Annotated in this window: 16 protein-coding genes; 7 read left to right on the top strand and 9 right to left on the bottom strand. The window is 55.7% G+C overall.

Translation table 11 applies throughout. From position 1 onward, the window contains the following. Positions 1–65: 65 nt before the first annotated feature. The 5 genes from EnteroDNA1_RS07070 to EnteroDNA1_RS07050 form a co-directional block, all read right to left on the bottom strand. Complete coding sequence (locus EnteroDNA1_RS07070; RefSeq protein ID WP_039263175.1) at positions 66–1,622, bottom strand: cyclic di-GMP phosphodiesterase; 1,557 nt, start codon at positions 1,620–1,622, stop codon at positions 66–68. A 127-nt stretch (positions 1,623–1,749) separates the two neighbouring features. Next, a complete protein-coding gene (mepS, locus tag EnteroDNA1_RS07065; RefSeq protein ID WP_008500946.1) occupies positions 1,750–2,319 on the bottom strand; it encodes a bifunctional murein DD-endopeptidase/murein LD-carboxypeptidase in 570 nt (189 codons plus the stop codon). Between the two features lie 415 nt (positions 2,320–2,734). Then, positions 2,735–3,448 (bottom strand): phosphatase PAP2 family protein, encoded by a 714-nt coding sequence (locus EnteroDNA1_RS07060; RefSeq protein WP_166670502.1) that lies wholly within the window; start codon positions 3,446–3,448, stop codon positions 2,735–2,737. 33 nt (positions 3,449–3,481) lie between these two features. Continuing rightward, a complete protein-coding gene (locus tag EnteroDNA1_RS07055) occupies positions 3,482–4,468 on the bottom strand; it encodes a CobW family GTP-binding protein (protein ID WP_069303091.1) in 987 nt (328 codons plus the stop codon). 124 nt (positions 4,469–4,592) lie between these two features. After that, positions 4,593–6,059, bottom strand: coding sequence for a mannitol dehydrogenase family protein (locus tag EnteroDNA1_RS07050; RefSeq protein WP_069303090.1), 1,467 nt, complete (start codon positions 6,057–6,059; stop codon positions 4,593–4,595). 205 nt (positions 6,060–6,264) lie between these two features. On the opposite strand from EnteroDNA1_RS07050, the gene uxuA reads away from it, so the two are divergent. Further along, positions 6,265–7,455 carry a mannonate dehydratase gene (uxuA, locus tag EnteroDNA1_RS07045; protein ID WP_033146040.1) on the top strand — a complete coding sequence of 397 codons (1,191 nt, stop codon included), beginning with the start codon at positions 6,265–6,267 and terminating at the stop codon, positions 7,453–7,455. Positions 7,456–7,571: 116 nt separating this feature from the next. On the opposite strand, the gene yeiP is transcribed toward uxuA, so the two are convergent. Further along, positions 7,572–8,144 carry an elongation factor P-like protein YeiP gene (yeiP, locus tag EnteroDNA1_RS07040; protein WP_008500940.1) on the bottom strand — a complete coding sequence of 191 codons (573 nt, stop codon included), beginning with the start codon at positions 8,142–8,144 and terminating at the stop codon, positions 7,572–7,574. Positions 8,145–8,308: 164 nt separating this feature from the next. Here yeiP and EnteroDNA1_RS07035 point away from each other — a divergent pair, with 164 nt between their 5' ends. Then, positions 8,309–8,563: a YkgJ family cysteine cluster protein gene (locus tag EnteroDNA1_RS07035; protein WP_023312483.1), complete on the top strand. Its 255-nt coding sequence runs from the start codon at positions 8,309–8,311 to the stop codon at positions 8,561–8,563. Here EnteroDNA1_RS07035 and setB read toward each other — a convergent pair. Continuing rightward, entirely contained in the window at positions 8,560–9,741 is a 1,182-nt protein-coding gene (gene setB, locus EnteroDNA1_RS07030; RefSeq protein WP_069303089.1) for a sugar efflux transporter SetB, read from the bottom strand. The genes EnteroDNA1_RS07035 and setB overlap by 4 nt on opposite strands. 361 nt (positions 9,742–10,102) lie before the next feature. Between setB and fruB the strand changes: the two genes are divergently transcribed. From fruB to fruA, 3 genes are read left to right on the top strand one after another with little or no spacing between them, the layout of a single operon-like run. Further along, positions 10,103–11,233, top strand: a complete 1,131-nt coding sequence (gene fruB, locus EnteroDNA1_RS07020; protein WP_069303088.1) for a fused PTS fructose transporter subunit IIA/HPr protein — start codon at positions 10,103–10,105, stop codon at positions 11,231–11,233. Then, positions 11,233–12,171 carry a 1-phosphofructokinase gene (gene fruK / locus EnteroDNA1_RS07015; protein WP_014170919.1) on the top strand — a complete coding sequence of 313 codons (939 nt, stop codon included), beginning with the start codon at positions 11,233–11,235 and terminating at the stop codon, positions 12,169–12,171. The genes fruB and fruK overlap by 1 nt, the downstream gene beginning before the upstream one ends. A gap of 16 nt (positions 12,172–12,187) precedes the next feature. Then, on the top strand, positions 12,188–13,873 hold the full coding sequence (gene fruA, locus EnteroDNA1_RS07010; protein ID WP_033146037.1) for a PTS fructose transporter subunit IIBC: 1,686 nt from the start codon (positions 12,188–12,190) through the stop codon (positions 13,871–13,873). A gap of 47 nt (positions 13,874–13,920) precedes the next feature. Here fruA and nfo read toward each other — a convergent pair whose 3' ends face one another. Together nfo and EnteroDNA1_RS07000 are read right to left on the bottom strand one after the other, a co-directional pair. Then, entirely contained in the window at positions 13,921–14,778 is an 858-nt protein-coding gene (nfo, locus tag EnteroDNA1_RS07005) for a deoxyribonuclease IV (RefSeq protein WP_045354228.1), read from the bottom strand. 64 nt (positions 14,779–14,842) lie between these two features. Further along, entirely contained in the window at positions 14,843–15,889 is a 1,047-nt protein-coding gene (locus tag EnteroDNA1_RS07000; RefSeq protein WP_069303087.1) for a YeiH family protein, read from the bottom strand. Between the two features lie 97 nt (positions 15,890–15,986). Between EnteroDNA1_RS07000 and yieE the strand changes: the two genes are divergently transcribed. Then, entirely contained in the window at positions 15,987–16,853 is an 867-nt protein-coding gene (gene yieE, locus EnteroDNA1_RS06995; protein ID WP_023312476.1) for a DNA-binding transcriptional regulator YeiE, read from the top strand. 180 nt (positions 16,854–17,033) lie between these two features. Then, positions 17,034–18,503, top strand: coding sequence for an amino acid permease (locus EnteroDNA1_RS06990; RefSeq protein ID WP_023312475.1), 1,470 nt, complete (start codon positions 17,034–17,036; stop codon positions 18,501–18,503). Positions 18,504–18,574: the final 71 nt, after the last annotated feature.

The following is an 18,574-nucleotide window of genomic DNA, read 5'->3' as shown; positions in this document are numbered from 1 at the left end:
GCTCCCTCTTTTACAGACCGGCTCGGTTAAGCTGAATAATAAGTGACGTCACGGGCAATGTGAAATTAATCACCCTCGGGCGAAATATCAGGCCGCCATTCGCGGAACTGCGCCAGCGGCATCGGGCGGCTAATCCAGTATCCCTGCAGGAAATTAACGCCGTGTTCGCGCAGCCAGGCGGCCTGTTCCGGCGTTTCCACCCCTTCGGCGACGGTCGACATATTCAGTCGTCTTGCCAGCGTCAGGACGGCGTCCAGCACCGGCGACGTCACGGTCTCGGTGCCAATCGCATTAACAAAACCGCGGTCTATCTTGAGGTAGTCCATGGTGAAATGCTCAAGATAAATCAGCGCGCTGTGGCCGGTGCCAAAATCATCAATGGCTATCTCAAACCCTTCGTTGTGTAGCCATTCGAAGAGGCTGTTGGCTTCCCGATGATTGAGCATGTCGCGCTCGGTAATTTCCAGCACGATCTGGAAGTAATCCTGCGGCAGTAGCGCTTTGAAGGTGCGCATATCGTCTTTGAAGCTTTCCGCATGCAGATGCCCCGGCGCAATGTTGATGCCCACCTTTGCTCCCGGAGGTAACAGCGTTTGTAACACGGGCGCATCGTGAATGATAAGGTCAAAGAGATGCAGCGTCAGCGGGACAATCAGCTTCTGCGCTTCGGCAAAATTGATAAACGCGTCCGGCGGAATTTCCCCCATCGTCGGGTGTTTCCAGCGCATCAGCACTTCAAGCCCGGTCATCTGGAGCGATTTAGCATCGACGACGGGCTGATAAACCACGTAAAACTGACCGCGCTTAATGGCGCTTAAAATCTCTTTACCCGGGTTGAGGCGAATGCTGAGGATATAGTAGTTGAGCGATCCGGCACAAATGCCGCACACCAGCCCGAAGAACAGGGCGTAGAGAATTTCATCGCTGGTCCATGCGTCAGCATACAGGTTGATGGTCAGGGGAACGTCTTTCAGCGTCGCGGTTCGGGCGGGCGTTTCATGTAGATCATGCGCAAGGACCAGCGTGCTGGAGCGCGTTGACAGCGCATGGTCGCCAATAATGATGGCAATACCGGCAAATTCGTCCTGGCGCGCGGTGTAGAGCAGGTAAGGCGTCAGATTGAGATTCACCGAGGTAAACACGCCGCCGTCCTTCACTAGCGGGTTACGGTACCAGATGGCAATCGCGGGCTTGTTGGGCAACATCGGGGTGCCGGGAAGTAACGCCATATCAATCTGTTTGTCGATGTGCAGCTCGGGGATCAGCTCCTCCATGGGGACATTCATCGGCCCCGTGGCAGAAGAGCAGAACGCCATTTTGTCTCTGACCAGCAGGAATGCGCGAACGTTAACGCTAAAGGCAGCGCGCGAGGTAAGTTCCTGATTGACGTCGTGGCAGTTGTTTAACGTGAGCGGCTGGAGCACATCGATAGAATTTTTTAACTCATCGAAGTAGCTCTCCATATAGATGCTCACATCGTGGATCAGGGTGTCGAATTTGACTTCCCGCTTGTGGTAGCTCCAGAAAAATTGCAACGAACCCAGGAGCAGGGCGGCGATCAGGCCTGTGATGATGCTGAGGATCAGTATTTTGCGATTGCTGGAGAAATAGCGGGTGAACATAGACGTCGTGATTCCTGAAATGCCGCTGGATGTATTCAGTGTAACGGGCAAAAAAAAACACTGCCGAAGCAGTGCTTTTTTTCATCATATCGTCAGCCAAGGGATAACCAACGATACAATAGTCATATTAACTGCGGGTCAGTACGCGGCGTGCTTCGTTGTAGCGCTTCTTCCAGTACGGTTCATTCATGCTGGAAATGGTCACACCGCTGCTGGTGGAGGCATGTACAAACTGGTCATTACCAATGTAGATGCCAACATGTCGACCTGTAGAACCGGCACGGAACAGGACTAAATCACCGGTGCGCAGTTTGGTACGTGAAATCGACTTGCCCATCTCCTGCTGTTCATAGGTTGAACGCGGAAGATCTAACCCAAATTGCTCACGGAACGTACGCTGTACAAAACCGGAACAATCAATACCTGTTTTTGTGCTGCCACCAAGGCGATAGCGCACGCCTTTCCAGTCAGCATACTGGTCCATAATGCGGGACTTCACGTCCAGATTACGTACCATATTTTCAAATTCATCCTGAGAGGCTTGCAGTGACGAGGAATCTTCCATTCCCACAACACGCGTCTCAGGATGCATATTCTTTGCGGTGTTCGATGTACTACATGCAGACAACAGTACCGCGACTGCTATCGCCGGGATCCCCCGTAAGATATATCTCAGAAACGGTTGAGATTTGACCATTTTGTTTATTATCCCTTGAAGTCCTTAACGACAAATATCGTTATAAAAATGCCAAACGTGACGAGACTAATTATCTGTTCACATTGAGACAATTCTTTCTGGTCACATTTGTGGCACAGCGCACAAAATTATTCGCCAGTGAAATAATTATCTCTATGGGGCAAAACGAGTTCGAGATTAACCGATTGCCTGGGGTATTGCGAGAAAAAAAAGCCTTTTTTTTATAAGAAAATGTGATACAGAAAGTAAAAACATAGAATTGCTCAAAATAGCGACGGATCCGCTGCGCCAGTATGCAATTGCTTCATTTTTATCATGAATATGATGACGAGAATATGACAGTGGGGAAAGATCGCGGCGAGAACGCTATCAGGGATCATGTCGATCCCTGATAGCTCACGTTAATTTAGGTTAGTTATTTGTTTAATTGTTGTTGCGCTCTTCCGGGAAGATAGCGATCGAACAGCGCTATTATCCTGTCGCTCAGTGGGGTCATCAAACACCACGGCAGCGCAATCAGCGCCACGGAGAGCGAACCGACGGCAATATCGGTAAACCAGTGAGCGCCAATCATTACGCGCGGGAAGGCAAAAACCACAAAAATAATCAGGGCTATGGCAAAAGCTTTTCTGCCGAAATAGCGAAGCATAATTGCGGAAAAAATAAGCAGCATCATGCCGTGATCGCCGGGGAAACTGTCCTTCGACGCATCTTTTGTTGGAATATGCAGCAGTTCGCTGACGCGATAAATATCGGTGAAGAATAGCGTTGGGCTTGAACGCTTAACCGGAATAATCGCAGTTGCCAGCTGGTTAATGACAACGGCAAACAGCAGCATCACCAGACCGATAATGAGAATACGCCGACGCCCGGCTTTATCCTCTTTCAGCCAGAAAGAGAGCATCAGGCAGCCCATGGCCAGCAGCGAGAAGCCGTCGAAGGCGCGGTTATTGGTAATTGCCACCAGCCACAGGAACGCGCTGCTCTTCACCAGCTCCTGGTTGAAGAAGTGAAAAATGGCAGAATCCAGCGGGAACCAGAAACCATGATCCGCCGGGATATACCAGGAGAAGAAAAGCGCCAGACCGGCGACATTAAGCAGTAATATCAGGGGAAATCGAGTTGTCATAACGTTCTGCATAGAGTGAAAACTGGGGCAACGTTAGCCGCCCGAACTTAAACGAATCCTCAACAGGCTGGACTGGAGGGCATTCCAGTCGGCGTTAACCGCACTAATTAACTCTATTCGGCTGTCAGGCGGCGCCACATTCTGCGTTTCAATAAAGAAATCGTCACCCTGACGGTTGATCCTCACCAGCCCGTCTGGTGTGCGCATGATCCCTTTCACGCGATCGACGGGCGCAAGGCGAGCCCACTCGAGGATCCCGATGGTGTCAAAAACGGTTTCAGCATCAAAAATCCATCCGCAGGCCTGATATCCCTGGCCGCTGTTCAGGTTACGACGCCAGCGCTGATGTTCCGGCAGGCTGAGTGCGGCTAAACCTTGCTTAACCGGATGACTGTGCGAATGATCCGCGCTGGCAGGCAACTCGGTGAGGTTCAGACGAGGAAGGTCAAGCAGGGCGCTATCAATATTCCCCTGGGTGGTCTGCACCCGCGTGCGGTTGCCGCCGAAATGTTGCCACCACGCGTCCAGCGCGGCCTGGCTTTCAGCCGTGGCGCGATCTGCTTTATTCGCGACAATAACGTCAGCCGAGGCGAGTTGATCGCGGAAATTCTCATTGGCCACCGCCTTGTCATCCAGAAGCTGACGCGGATCGAGCAGGCACAGGGTGGCGCGCAGGTCGATCCACGGCTCGTAAACCGGGGCGGTCAGTAAATCGAGGATCTGCTTCGGATGACCCAGCCCGGTGGGCTCAATCAGCAGGCGGTCGGGTTTGCCCTGACGCAGCAGCGTATTGAGCCCGACCTGCATCGGCAGGCCATTGACGCAGCACATGCACCCGCCGGGGATCTCTTTAATCATCGCGCCGCTGGATGACAGTAACGCGCCGTCAATGCCTACCTCGCCAAATTCATTGACCAGCACGGCCCATTTCTCGGCAGGATCTTTATTCGCCAGCAGGTGGAGAATTGAGGTGGTTTTACCGCTGCCGAGAAAACCGGTGATGAGGTTGGTTTTGGTCACGTGCGCTCCAGATGAGGATTGTGATGCTATAACACTAATCTCTCTATCCTGGCGAAAAACGTGACCGGTGAGAAGGGGGAGGGCGAACGGAGGCTTCATCCGTTCGCGTTAAGCGCAATAATCGTTAAATATTTAACGTCTCAATAACAGCCTGACGCGCGCCGTGGCGGGTGATGCGCTGGTATGCCTGGCTGACAGCCTCCACAAACGCGCTGTTTTGCGCGAGATCGTGACCAAAGACCTCGCTCAGCCCCAGCAGGGCGTTAACGCGGTCGGCGTCGCTGCTGGCATTGACCATCGTGCGAATTTTATCGCTGAGGGGATCGCGAACATCAATCGCGTTGCCACGGTCGTCGGTACCGCTGACGTAGCGTATCCAGCCGGCCACGCCCAGAGCCAGCAGCGACCACGGTGTTTTTCGCTCGAGATGAACGCGGATCCCGTCCAGCATTCTTTGTGGAAGCTTCTGGCTACCGTCCATCGCGATTTGCCAGGTCCGATGCTGAAGTGCCGGGTTGGCAAAGCGCTCGAGCAGGCTATCGGCGTAGGCGGTGAGGTCGACATCCTTAATGCGTAATGTGGGCGCCTGCTCGTCCAGCATCAGCCGACGGGCGGCTTCACGGAATGCAGCGTCCTCCATGCATTCATTAATATGGGCGTAGCCCGCGAGGTACCCCAGATACGCCAGGAAAGAGTGGCTGCCGTTGAGCATGCGCAATTTCATCTGCTCCCACGGCAGAACATCCTGCACCATCTGAACGCCCGCGACTTCCCACTCCGGACGGCCGGCAACAAAATTATCTTCTACCACCCACTGAATAAACGGCTCACAGCTGATGGCGCACGGATCTTCCACGCCGAGCGCGTCGGTGATTTCCGCCAGTGAGGCGTCCGTCGCGGCGGGAACAATTCTGTCGACCATCGTCCCCGGGAAGCTCACGTGGCTATCAATCCATTCAGACAGCGCTGCGGAACGCTTTTGCGCCATGCCCAGCACCGCGTTTTTCACCACGTGCCCGTTATCAGGGATATTGTCGCAGGAGAGCACGGTAAACGCAGGCAAGCCGCGCTCGTGGCGGCGGTGAAGCGCTTCGACCAGGATCCCGGGTGCGGAATGTGGCTCTGAGGGGTTTTCAAGGTCATGGATTATTCGGGCGTTGTGCAGATCGAGTTTCCCGGTCGCGGGATCTATGCAATAGCCTTTCTCCGTGATGGTGAGCGACACAATTGCGACCTGAGGCTCGCAAAATTTCTCAATAATGGCGGGCAGAGAGTCCAGCTTTGCGTTAAGGCATTCATGGACGGCACCGACGATAATCGCCTCATTGCCTTCCGCCCCTTTCTCCAGCACGGTGAACAGGTGATCCTGCGCGCGCAGCTGGCTCATCAGCACGTCGCCGCTGAAAAGGCTAATCTCACAAATACCCCAGTCGCCGCCTTTTTCATTAAGCACCCGGTTTGTTAACAATGCCTGGTGCGCACGGTGAAACGCGCCAAAGCCAAAATGGACGATGCGGGAGCGCAGTTGCTGACGATCGTAGCGCGGCTGCTGAACCTGGGCAGGAAGGGCGGTGGAGGCAATTGTCTTCATGAGATACACACCTGATTAACCATTAATTAACAATGCCAGTGTAAAGTTATATGACAGCAAATAAAATTGGTGAGCCGTAAATATCCCCGTTCTGTGAGTTTGATCAATCAATGTGTGGCGGTATGTTGACCCTTAGCGGTAAACATGTATGGTAGTCGTCATTGCAGTAACGCATATTGGTATAACAACTTAAGAGGGTGAGGCAATGGAACAAACCTGGCGTTGGTACGGGCCGAACGATCCGGTTTCTCTTGATGATGTGCGCCAGGCAGGCGCAACGGGTGTCGTCACGGCGCTGCATCATATTCCAAACGGTCAGGTATGGCCGGTAGAGGAAATTCAACAGCGTCAGGCGCTGCTGGCGGAGAAGGGGTTAACCTGGTCTGTAGTAGAGAGCATCCCGGTTCACGAAGACATCAAAACCCATTCCGGGGACTACCAGACCTGGATTGCTAACTATCAGCAGAGCATTCGCAACCTGGCGGCCTGCGGCATTGATACGGTTTGCTATAACTTCATGCCTATCCTCGACTGGACGCGTACCGACCTTGAATATCAGATGCCGGACGGCTCGAAAGCCCTGCGTTTCGACCAAATCGCCTTTGCGGCGTTTGAGCTGCACATTCTGAAACGCTCCGGCGCCGAAGCGGATTACACCGCGGAAGAGCAGCAGCAGGCGCTCGCGTGGTTTAACGCCGCCAGTGACGCAGACATCGAAAAGCTGACCCGTAATATTATTGCGGGCCTGCCGGGGGCGGAAGAGGGGTATACGCTGGATCAGTTCCGCGCGCGCCTGGCGGAATACGGCGATATTGATAAGCAGCAGCTGCGTGAAAACATGGCGTACTTCCTGCGCGCTATCGTGCCGGTTGCTGAAGAGGCAGGCGTACGCCTCGCGGTACACCCGGACGATCCACCGCGTCCTATCCTCGGCCTGCCGCGCATTGTTTCCACTATTGAAGATATGCAGTGGCTGAAAGAGACGGTAAACAGCATCTATAACGGCTTTACTATGTGTACCGGCTCCTACGGCGTGCGTGCGGATAACGACCTGGTGCGGATGATTGAAACCTTTGGCGATCGCATTCACTTTACGCACTTGCGTGCGACCTGCCGTGAGGATAATCCAAAAACCTTCCACGAGGCGGCGCACCTGGGCGGCGATGTGAACATGGTAGCGGTGGTAGACGCCATTCTGGCGGAAGAGGCGCGTCGCAAGCAGGCGGGCGATGTGCGTCCTATCCCGTTCCGTCCGGATCACGGCCACCAGATGCTGGACGATCTGCGTAAGAAAACCAACCCGGGCTATTCGGCGATTGGCCGTCTTAAAGGGATGGCGGAAGTGCGCGGCGTTGAGCTGGCGCTGAAGATGACGAAGTATCCGGAGCTTCTGTAAGCGCTATTGCCCGGTGGCGCTACGCTTACCGGGCCTATAAAAAACCGGCCTGAGAGCCGGTTTTTGTGTTTTTGTCGGTCGGTTAAGGCAAAGCCGCCACCCGACAAACACCACAATCAGTCGGCGCGACCCATATAGCGTTTTTCTTCGATATGGATGCGGATCTTCTCGCCAGCGGAGAGGTATTCCGGCACCTGCACAACCAGGCCGGTGGTCAGGGTAGCCGGTTTGTTGCGCGCGCTTGCGGATGCGCCTTTGATGCCGGGTGCGGTTTCCACGATTTCCAGATCGACGGTCTGAGGCAGCTCCAGCGCCAGCAGCACGCCGTCCCAGGTCAGGACCTGCATATCAGGCATGCCGCCTTCAGGAATGAACAGCAGCTCTTCTTCAATCTGATCTTTGGTGAAGATGTACGGGGTGTAATCTTCTTTGTCCATGAACACGTATTCGTTGCCGTCGATGTAGGAGAAATCAACGTAGCGACGGGTCAGGGTCACGGTATCGACGATATCGTCACCTTTAAAGCGCTCTTCCACCTTCAGGCCGGTACGCACATCGGCGAAACGCATTTTGTACAGCGTTGCTGCACCACGGGCGCTGGGTGCCTGAATGTCGATATCTTTCACAATCAGCAGTTTGCCGTTGTAATTCAGCACCATACCTTTCTTAATTTCGTTCGCTCTTGGCATTGCAGTAATCCTGTTTACGGGAGGTAAAAAATATCGCGCCAAATTACTCGCGCGCGGCCTTTCAGGCAAGAGGAATTCGTGGCTTTTGCTATCAATACGCAAAAGGTGTTACTGTGCGCGCGATGCCCGACTGCGCGGGCGATCGTCAGCGAAAGAGAGCATTTATGGATTGCCGTCCCGATTGTGGCGCGTGCTGTACTGCACCGTCCATTTCAAGCCCCATTCCAGGAATGCCGGAGGGCAAGCCTGCCAATACCCGCTGCGTTCAGCTCTCGGAAACGAACCTGTGCATGATCTTTGGCTCACCGCTGCGCCCGAAAGTCTGCTCCGGGCTTCAGCCCACGGCCGAAATGTGTGGCAGCACGCGAGGGCAGGCGATGACGTACCTTCTTGAGCTGGAAGCGCTCACCGCGCCCTAAACGTCTTTAATCCTCGCCAGACAGCCGATCGTCAGGGTACACATCACCAGCGCAATCCAGAACACCGTGTGATAGTTCCAGATTTCTGCAACGACACCGGCCATTGAGCCCGCGATAATCCAGCCCACGCGGGTGGTATTAGTATAAAGGGTGGTGGCAGAGCCTGCCTGGCCCGGCATCAGATCCTGGAAATAGAGCATGCCTATCCCGGCGAGAATGCCAATATAGATGGCGTTCAGCAGCTGTAAAGCCAGCAACAGCCCCGGCGTATGTACCGTCAGCATACCGATATAAAACAGCAGACCGGCAACGGCGGCGATGCGCATTAAAAAACGCTTTCCGAAGCGCTTTGCGTAATAGCCCGCAATGAGCATTGTCGGGATCTCAAGCCCGGCCGCTGTGCCCATCATGATGCCCGCCAGCTTCTCCGACAGGTGCAGTTCATCAATAATAAACAGCGGCATATTGATGATATACAGGCTGTTGGTGCCCCACATCAGCGTACAGATAACAAACAGGAGCAGGGCATCGCGGCGGTTGCGGCGCGGCGCTTCCAGCACGCCCGTTGCCACTTTGGTCTCTTTGCGCATGGACGGCAGGAAGAACCACACCAGCGCGCCGCACACCACAAACGCGACGGCCGCGCTCAGGTACATCACCGTAAAGCCAAAACCCATCGCCAGCGCGTAGGCCAGCGGCGGGCCAATCACCCATGCCAGCGACACCTGAGCACGCAGGACAGAGCTGAACATCACCGCTTCACGTCCGGTATGGTCGGCGTGTTCGCGGGCAAGGGCGAACAGCTGAGGGTTCGCCGTTGAGCCAAAGCTGCTCAGGAATACCCCGACGAAGAGCAGAATGAAATAGTTGCGGTTCCATGCAAACAGAACGCAGGCCATGACCCCGAGCAGACAGCAGAAAACGATCAGGCTTTTGCGATCGCCTTTTCTGTCAGATCGTCCCGCCAGAAACTGGCTGACCAGGATGCCGATGATGGCGCTTACGGTAAAAAAGAAGCCGACCATTGCCGGACGGACGTGAACCTCATTTGTCAGAAATAGGCTCAATGTTGGCGTCTGTAACGCACCGGCAATGCCCGTGAAGAAGGCAACAACCAGGAATGCCGCTGAGGTCAAATCAAAGGGCTTCGGCGAGACGGCCGCAGGGGTGTTATGCATGTTTTATAATTAGCGAGTAGCAGAGAGGGGCGGAGTTTACGCCGTCAGCTAAAAAATAAACAGTGGGTGCGGTCAATGATGCCACGAAAAATCAAAATGGCATTTCAACTTACGACCCACCCGGCTGACCTTAGCTGAAACTGTCTTGCTGAACTTCAGCAAAATTCAGCTGAACGAAGAAGAAATGTGCTGTATCTCTAAATTCTGATATCGGAAATACGAGTTTACTTGCAAGACATTGCAGAAAGCGCAAGACTTTTTGAAACGTTTCAGCGCTATCTTGTTTTAACAAACGGAGCAGGCTAGCGCATTTTTTCTCATTAAAGCTGAAACGATTCAAGTTCAGCAGGAGTGGAGAACCATGTTCCAGTTATCTGTTCAGGATATCCACCCGGGCGCTCAGGCCGGGGATAAAGAAGAGGCTATTCGCCAGGTTGCCGCTGCGCTTGTGCAGGCGGGTAACGTCGCGGACGGCTATGTAAACGGCATGCTGGCCCGCGAGCAGCAGACCTCAACCTTCCTCGGCAATGGCATTGCCATTCCGCACGGCACAACCGACACCCGCGATCAGGTGCTGAAAACCGGCGTTCAGGTTTATCAGTTCCCGCAGGGCGTGCTCTGGGGCGACGGTCAGGTGGCGTATGTGGCTATCGGTATCGCGGCCAGCAGCGACGAACACTTAGGTCTGCTGCGTCAGCTGACGCATGTCCTGAGCGATGACGATGTGGCTGAACAGCTGAAGTCCGCGACCACAGCTGAAGAGCTGCGCGCCTTGCTGATGGGCGAAAAACAGAGCGAAGCGCTGAAGCTGGATAACGAAACGCTGACGCTGGACGTGGTTGCCTCCGATCTGGTAACGCTGCAGGCGCTGAACGCGGGTCGTCTGAAAGAAGCCGGCGCGGCGGATGCCACGTTTGTGACGCGCGTGATTAACGATAAGCCGTTGAATCTGGGTCAGGGTATCTGGCTGAACGACAGTGCTGAAGGCAACCTGCGCAGCGCTATCGCCGTGAGCCGCGCGGCTAATGCGTTTGACGTAGAAGGCGAGCGCGCGGCCATGCTGGTGACCGTGGCAATGAACGATGAGCAGCCGGTTTCCGTGCTGAAGCGTCTTGGCGATCTGCTGCTGAACAACCAAGCTGAAAAACTGCTGAACGCTGATGCCTCCACCGTGCTGGCACTGCTGACCAGCGATGATGTGCAGACTGAAGACGTGCAGACCGCGGAGTTCGTGGTACGCAACGAGCACGGCCTGCATGCCCGTCCGGGCACCATGCTGGTGAATACCATTAAACAATTCGAGAGTGAGATCACCGTGGCGAATCTTGATGGCACGGGCAAACCGGCCAACGGCCGTAGTCTGATGAAAGTTGTCGCGCTGGGCGTGAAGAAAGGCCACCGTCTGCGTTTCACCGCGCAGGGTGCTGATGCTGAACAGGCGCTGAAAGCGATTGGCGACGCCATCGCGGCAGGTCTGGGGGAGGGCGCATAATGAGCAGACGTGTTGCGACTATTACGCTGAACCCGGCTTATGACCTGGTAGGATTTTGCCCGGAAATTGAGCGCGGCGAAGTCAACCTCGTGCGTACCACTGGCCTGCATGCTGCGGGCAAAGGGATTAACGTCGCGAAAGTGCTCAAGGATCTCGGTATCGACGTCACCGTGGGTGGATTCCTCGGTAAAGATAACCAGGATGGTTTCCAGCAGCTGTTCAGCGAGCTGGGCATTGCCAACCGTTTTCAGGTTGTTCAGGGCCGCACCCGCATCAACGTCAAGCTGACGGAGAAAGACGGTGAAGTGACCGATCTGAACTTTTCTGGCTTCGAAGTGACGCCGTCTGACTGGGAGCGTTTTGTTAACGACTCTCTGACCTGGCTTGGTCAGTTTGACATGGTCTGCGTCAGCGGCAGCCTGCCGTCCGGCGTGAGCCCGGAAGCGTTTACCGACTGGATGACGCGCCTGCGCAGCCAGTGCCCGTGCATTATTTTTGACAGCAGCCGCGACGCGCTGGTTGCCGGTCTGAAAGCCTCACCGTGGCTGGTGAAGCCGAATCGCCGCGAGCTGGAGATCTGGGCGGGTCGTAAGCTGCCAGAATTAAAAGATGTGATTGACGCTGCCCATGCGCTGCGCGAGCAGGGTATCGCTCACGTGGTTATCTCGCTTGGTGCAGAAGGAGCGTTGTGGGTTAACGCTTCTGGCGAATGGATCGCCAAACCGCCGTCGGTTGACGTTGTCAGCACCGTTGGCGCAGGGGATTCCATGGTTGGCGGCCTGATTTATGGTCTGCTGATGCGTGAATCCAGTGAACATACTTTACGTCTTGCCACTGCCGTTGCTGCCCTGGCCGTAAGCCAGAGCAATGTCGGCATTACCGATCGTACCCAGTTAGCCGCGATGATGGCGCGCGTTGACTTAAAACCTTTTAACTAACAGCAGGAGAGGAATAATGAAAACGCTGCTGATCATTGACTCCGGTCTCGGACAGGCTCGCGCCTATATGGCGAAGACCTTGCTGGGAGCGGCGGCGAACAAAGCACATCTCGAGATCATTGATAACCCGGGCGATGCCGAACTGGCCATTGTCCTGGGCGACAACATCCCGGCTGACAGTGCGCTGAACGGCAAAAAAGTGTGGCTGGGCGATATTAATCGCGCGGTGGCACATCCGGAACTGTTCCTGAGCGAAGCGAAAGGGCACGCGTCTGTCTACAGCGCGCCTGTCGCGACGGCACCGGCTGCGGCCACGGGGCCGAAACGCGTTGTTGCGGTGACGGCCTGCCCGACGGGCGTGGCTCACACCTTTATGGCGGCTGAGGCCATTGAAACCGAAGCGAAAAAACGCGGCTGGTGGGTTAAAGTTGAAACGCGCGGCTCCGTCGGTGCCGGCAACGCTATCACCCCTGAAGAAGTGGCTGAGGCCGATCTGGTGATTGTGGCGGCGGATATCGAAGTGGACCTGGCGAAATTTGCCGGTAAGCCAATGTACCGCACGTCTACCGGCCTGGCGCTGAAAAAGACCGCGCAGGAGTTTGATAAAGCGCTGGTGGAAGCGAAGCCGTATCAGGCAACCGGCGCGCGTCAAACCGCGACGGAAGGTAAGAAAGAGTCTGCAGGCGCCTATCGCCATCTGTTGACCGGTGTGTCTTACATGCTGCCGATGGTGGTTGCAGGTGGTCTGTGTATCGCCCTCTCGTTCGCATTTGGTATTACCGCGTTTAAAGAGCAAGGCACGCTGGCCGCTGCGTTAATGCAGATTGGCGGCGGTTCCGCGTTCGCACTGATGGTTCCCGTTCTGGCAGGCTTTATTGCCTTCTCCATCGCTGACCGTCCTGGCCTGACGCCGGGTCTTATCGGCGGTATGCTGGCCGTGAGCACCGGTTCTGGCTTTATCGGCGGTATCATCGCGGGCTTCCTGGCAGGTTACGTCGCGAAGCTCATCAGCTCGAAGCTCAAGCTGCCGCAGAGTATGGAAGCGCTGAAGCCGATTCTGATCATCCCGCTGATTTCCAGCCTGGTGGTCGGTCTGGCGATGATTTACCTGATAGGTAAGCCGGTTGCGGGCATCCTGGCGGGTCTGACCCACTGGCTGCAAACCATGGGCACCGCGAACGCGGTTCTGCTGGGCGCAATTCTCGGCGGCATGATGTGTACCGACATGGGTGGTCCGGTGAACAAAGCGGCGTACGCCTTTGGTGTTGGCCTGCTGAGTACTCAGACCTACGCACCGATGGCAGCGATCATGGCGGCAGGTATGGTGCCTCCTCTGGCGCTCGGCCTGGCGACGATTATTGCCCGTCGTAAGTTCGATAAAGCACAGCAGGAAGGCGGTAAAGCGGCGCTGGTTCTGGGCTTGTGCTTCATCACCGAAGGGGCGATTCCGTTCGCAGCACGTGACCCAATGCGTGTACTGCCGTGCTGTATCGCGGGTGGGGCAGTGACCGGGGCGATCTCCATGGCGATTGGCGCGAAGCTGATGGCACCACACGGCGGTCTGTTCGTGCTGCTTATCCCTGGCGCCATCACGCCGGTGCTGGGCTACCTGCTGGCCATCGTTGCCGGTACGCTGGTGGCGGGTCTGTCATACGCGGTGCTGAAACGTCCTGAAGCGGAAGTCGTGGCGAAAGCAGCGTAAGCGATAAACCACAAAAAAGCCGGGTTGCATTATGCACCCGGCTTTTTTTATGCCGCCTGTTCAGCGGTTTGCTGTGCCTTCAGCCAGGCAATCTCTTCTGCCCAGATGTCCGGATTAATGGTTTCCAGCACCATCGGAATACCGTCGAAGCGGGCGTCCTGCATAATGAAGCGGAACGCATCGTGGCCAATGTTGCCTTCACCCAGGCTGTGGTGGCGGTCAACGCGGCTGCCAAAGGCGCTTTTCGCATCGTTTAAGTGCATTCCGCGCAGGTACTTAAAGCCAACAATGCGCTCGAACTCATCGAACGTGTTTTTCGTTGCCTCGGTTGTACGCAGGTCATAGCCGGCGGCAAACGCGTGGCAGGTATCAATGCACACGCCAACGCGGGATTTATCCTCCACGCCGTCGATGATCGCCGCCAGATGTTCAAACCTAAAGCCGAGATTGCTGCCCTGACCGGCGGTATTCTCTATTACCGCGGTGACGCCTTTGGTCTTGTCCAGCGTGATGTTAATGGATTCGGCAATGCGCGCCAGGCAGGCATCTTCATCGATTTGCATCAGATGGCTTCCCGGATGGAAGTTCAGCAGCGTCAGCCCCAGCTGTTCGCAGCGCTGAACTTCATCAAGGAACGCCTCGCGGGATTTTTCCAGCGCCTCTTCAACCGGGTGACCGAGGTTGATCAGGTAGCTGTCGTGGGGAAGGATCTGGCCTGGCCCGTAGTGGTACTTCTCACAGGCGGCTTTGAAATCATCAATCACGTCAGCGGTGAGCGGCGCGGCGCGCCACTGGCGCTGGTTTTTGGTGAACAGGGCGAAAGCGGTCGCCTCGATTTCGGCGGCGCGAATGGCGGCATTCGCAAGGCCACCTGCAGCGCTGACGTGCGCTCCAACATATTTCATAAAAAAACTCCTGCTAACCCGAAACGCTTATGATAGCGGGTTAGCAGGAGAAGGACGAGATGGTTTATGCCATCAGGCTATGGACCGCGAGGTTAATCGCTCCGCCCCCGACAATCAGCCAGATGAAGAGCACCAGCGCCATCAGCAGCGGTTTGGCACCGGCTTTTTTCAGCGCGCTGACGTGTGTGGTCACCCCCAGTGCCGCCATGGCCATCGCCAGCAGCACGGTATCCAGCGTCACCAGCATATCCACCGCCGCTTTCGGCAGCAGGTGGAAGGAGTTAAAGATAGCGACCACGATGAACAGGATCGCAAACCACGGAATGGTGATTTTGCTTTTCTCGCTGCCGCCTGCCGGTGCCAGCTGCTTAACCCGCGCCGCGAGGAAAATCAGGAACGGCGCCAGCATCATTACGCGCAGCATTTTGGCAATCACCGCCGCGTTTTCGGCTTCCGGGTTAATGGCATGTCCTGCCGCCACCACCTGAGCCACTTCGTGCATGGTCGAACCGATATAGATGCCGTAGGTTTCCGGGCTAAACCAGTGGGCAACCAGCGGATACATTGCCGGGTAGAGGAAGATCGCCAGCGTACCGAAGATCACCACCGTCGCCACCGCCACGGTCACCTTGCTGGCTTCGGCTTTAACGACGGGCTCTGTTGCCAGCACCGCCGCGGCCCCACAGATACTGCTCCCGGCACCGATCAGCCAGCTGGTTTGCTTATCCAGGCCAAAGACTTTCTGGCCGATAAAGCAGGCCAGCAAAAAGGTGCAGGTCAGGGTCAGGACGTCGATGGCAATTCCGCTCACGCCCACGTCCGCAATCTGCGAAAAGGTGAGACGGAAGCCGTAAAGGATGATCCCGAGACGCAGCAGGTGCTGTTTGGCAAAGATCACGCCGCCGTCGCAGGATTTCCAGATATGTGGGTAAACCGTATTTCCCACGACCATGCCCAGCAAAATGGCCAGCGTCAACGCGCTGAAACCTGCGCCCGCGATAGCCGGGATGCTGCCGCCCCATAGCGCTACGGCGGTCACTGCTGCGCTAAGCGCGAGGCCCGGCACGAAGTGCCACACTGTACGATGATGTTGTAAGGTGATTTCTGACATAACCTTCTCCTTTGTCTGGCTAAAGGTTACGGCGCTCTGGCTTAAAAATAAAATTGATTATATACTTATAATCAATCTATATAAGTGGTAAGCAACCATGCACATTACATTGCGTCAGCTGGAAGTGTTTGCCGAGGTGCTGAAAAGCGGCTCGACGACCCAGGCGTCACAAATGCTGGCGCTCTCGCAGTCTGCGGTCAGCGCGGCGTTGACCGATCTTGAAGGGCAGCTGGGCGTGCAGCTGTTCGACAGGGTAGGGAAGAGACTAGTGGTCAACGAGCACGGTCGTCTTCTTTATCCACGCGCTCTGGCGCTGCTGGAGCAGGCTATCGAAATCGAACAGCTGTTCCGCGAAGACAACGGTGCGATCCGCGTCTACGCCAGCAGCACCATTGGGAACTACATTCTGCCGGAAGTGATTGCCCGCTACCGCCGGGATTTCCCGACCCTGCCGCTGGAGATGAGCGTGGGTAACAGCCAGGACGTTATCAACGCGGTGATTGATTTCCGCGTGGATATCGGCCTCATCGAAGGACCCTGCCATAACGTCGATATCATTGCCGAGCCCTGGCTGGAAGATGAACTGGTGGTGTTTGCGTCCCCGGCCTCGTCGTTATTGCAGGGCGAGGTGACGCTGGAGCGCCTGGCACAGGCGCAGTGGATCCTGCGCGAGCAGGGCTCCGGCACGCGTGAAATTGTCGATTATCTGCTGCTTTCCCATCTGCCGCATTTCCAGTTAGGGATGGAGCTTGGGAACTCTGAGGCTATCAAGCACGCGGTGCGTCATGGCCTGGGGATCAGCTGTCTTTCCCGGCGCGTCATTGCCGAACAGCTTGAGACGGGGTCGCTGGTTGAAATCCCGGTTCCGTTGCCGAAACTGGTGCGCACGCTATGGTGCATCCATCATCGTCAGAAACACCTTTCCAGCTCTCTGCAGCGTTTTCTGCGCTACTGCGCCATTTAACGTTCCCCGGTGGCGCTTCGCTTACCGGGGCTACGCGCGCCTGTCACCCTACATTTTTATGCTTTACTTATAATCCTGGCCGAGTCATGAAGCTCTCTTATAACTGAGTATTTCTGCCGGAAGGAACGCGGATCGTCTGCTACAATCGCGCCTCATTTATTGAATGGACAGCATTTTCATATGGTTTCAGAAATTAAAACCACAGAAGCGCCCACGCTACGTCGTGAACTCAAGGCGCGTCACCTGACGATGATCGCCATTGGCGGCTCAATCGGTACAGGTCTTTTCGTTGCCTCTGGCGCAACGATTTCGGCAGCCGGCCCGGGTGGGGCACTCTTCTCTTATATCCTGATTGGCCTGATGGTGTACTTCCTGATGACCAGTCTCGGCGAACTGGCCGCGTACATGCCGGTATCCGGTTCGTTCTCGACCTACGGTCAAAAATACGTTGAAGAAGGCTTCGGCTTCGCGCTGGGCTGGAACTACTGGTACAACTGGGCGGTCACTATCGCCGTTGACCTTGTCGCCGCACAGCTGGTGATGAACTGGTGGTTCCCGGATACGCCGGGCTGGATCTGGAGCGCCCTGTTCCTCGCCGTCATCTTCCTGCTGAACTACATCTCCGTGCGCGGTTTCGGCGAAGCGGAATACTGGTTCTCTTTGATCAAAGTGGCAACCGTCATCATCTTTATCGTCGTCGGTGTGGCGATGATCGTTGGTATTTTCAAAGGCGCAGAACCTGCGGGCTGGAGTAACTGGGCGATAGGCGATGCGCCGTTTGCCGGTGGCCTTTCGGCGATGATTGGCGTGGCGATGATTGTCGGCTTCTCGTTCCAGGGTACCGAGCTGATTGGTATCGCCGCCGGTGAGTCAGAGAACCCGGAGAAAAATATTCCGCGTGCGGTCCGTCAGGTCTTCTGGCGTATCCTGCTGTTCTATGTGTTCGCGATCCTGATTATCAGCCTGATCATCCCGTACACCGATCCAAGCCTGCTGCGTAATGACGTAAAAGACATTAGCGTCAGCCCGTTCACGCTGGTCTTCCAGCACGCCGGTCTGCTTTCAGCTGCGGCAGTGATGAACGCCGTTATCCTGACCGCTGTGCTTTCAGCTGGTAACTCCGGGATGTACGCGTCCACCCGTATGCTCTACACGCTGGCATGTGACGGTAAAGCACCGCGTATCTTTGCGAAACTGTCCCGTGGCGGTGTACCGCGTAACGCGCTCTACGCCACAACGGTGATTGCCGGTCTGTGCTTCCTGACCTCCATGTTTGGCAACCAGACGGTGTACCTGTGGCTGCTTAACACGTCCGGGATGACGGGCTTTATTGCCTGGCTGGGGATTGCTATTAGCCACTACCGTTTCCGCCGCGGCTTCGTCAAGCAGGGTCACGATGTTAACTCGCTGCCGTATCGCTCCGGCTTCTTCCCGCTGGGTCCTATTTTCGCCTTCATTCTGTGCCTGATCATTACGCTGGGACAGAACTATGAAGCGTTCCTGGCGGACACCATTGACTGGGGCGCCGTGACGGCGACCTACATTGGTATTCCGCTGTTCCTCGTCATCTGGTTTGGCTACAAGCTGACGAAAGGAACAAAATTCGTTCGCTACAGTGAAATGGAATTCCCGGAACGATTTAAACAATAACCGCACTTCCTCTTTTTTAACCCGCTCAATCGAGCGGGTTTTTTTATTCCCGCATTCTGATACAAAGATAT

Source organism: Enterobacter sp. HK169, assembly GCF_001719105.1.
Lineage (GTDB): Bacteria > Pseudomonadota > Gammaproteobacteria > Enterobacterales > Enterobacteriaceae > Enterobacter > Enterobacter asburiae_B.
Note: the sequence above shows the minus strand (reverse complement) of the source record. Positions and strands in the feature narration are given on the sequence as shown.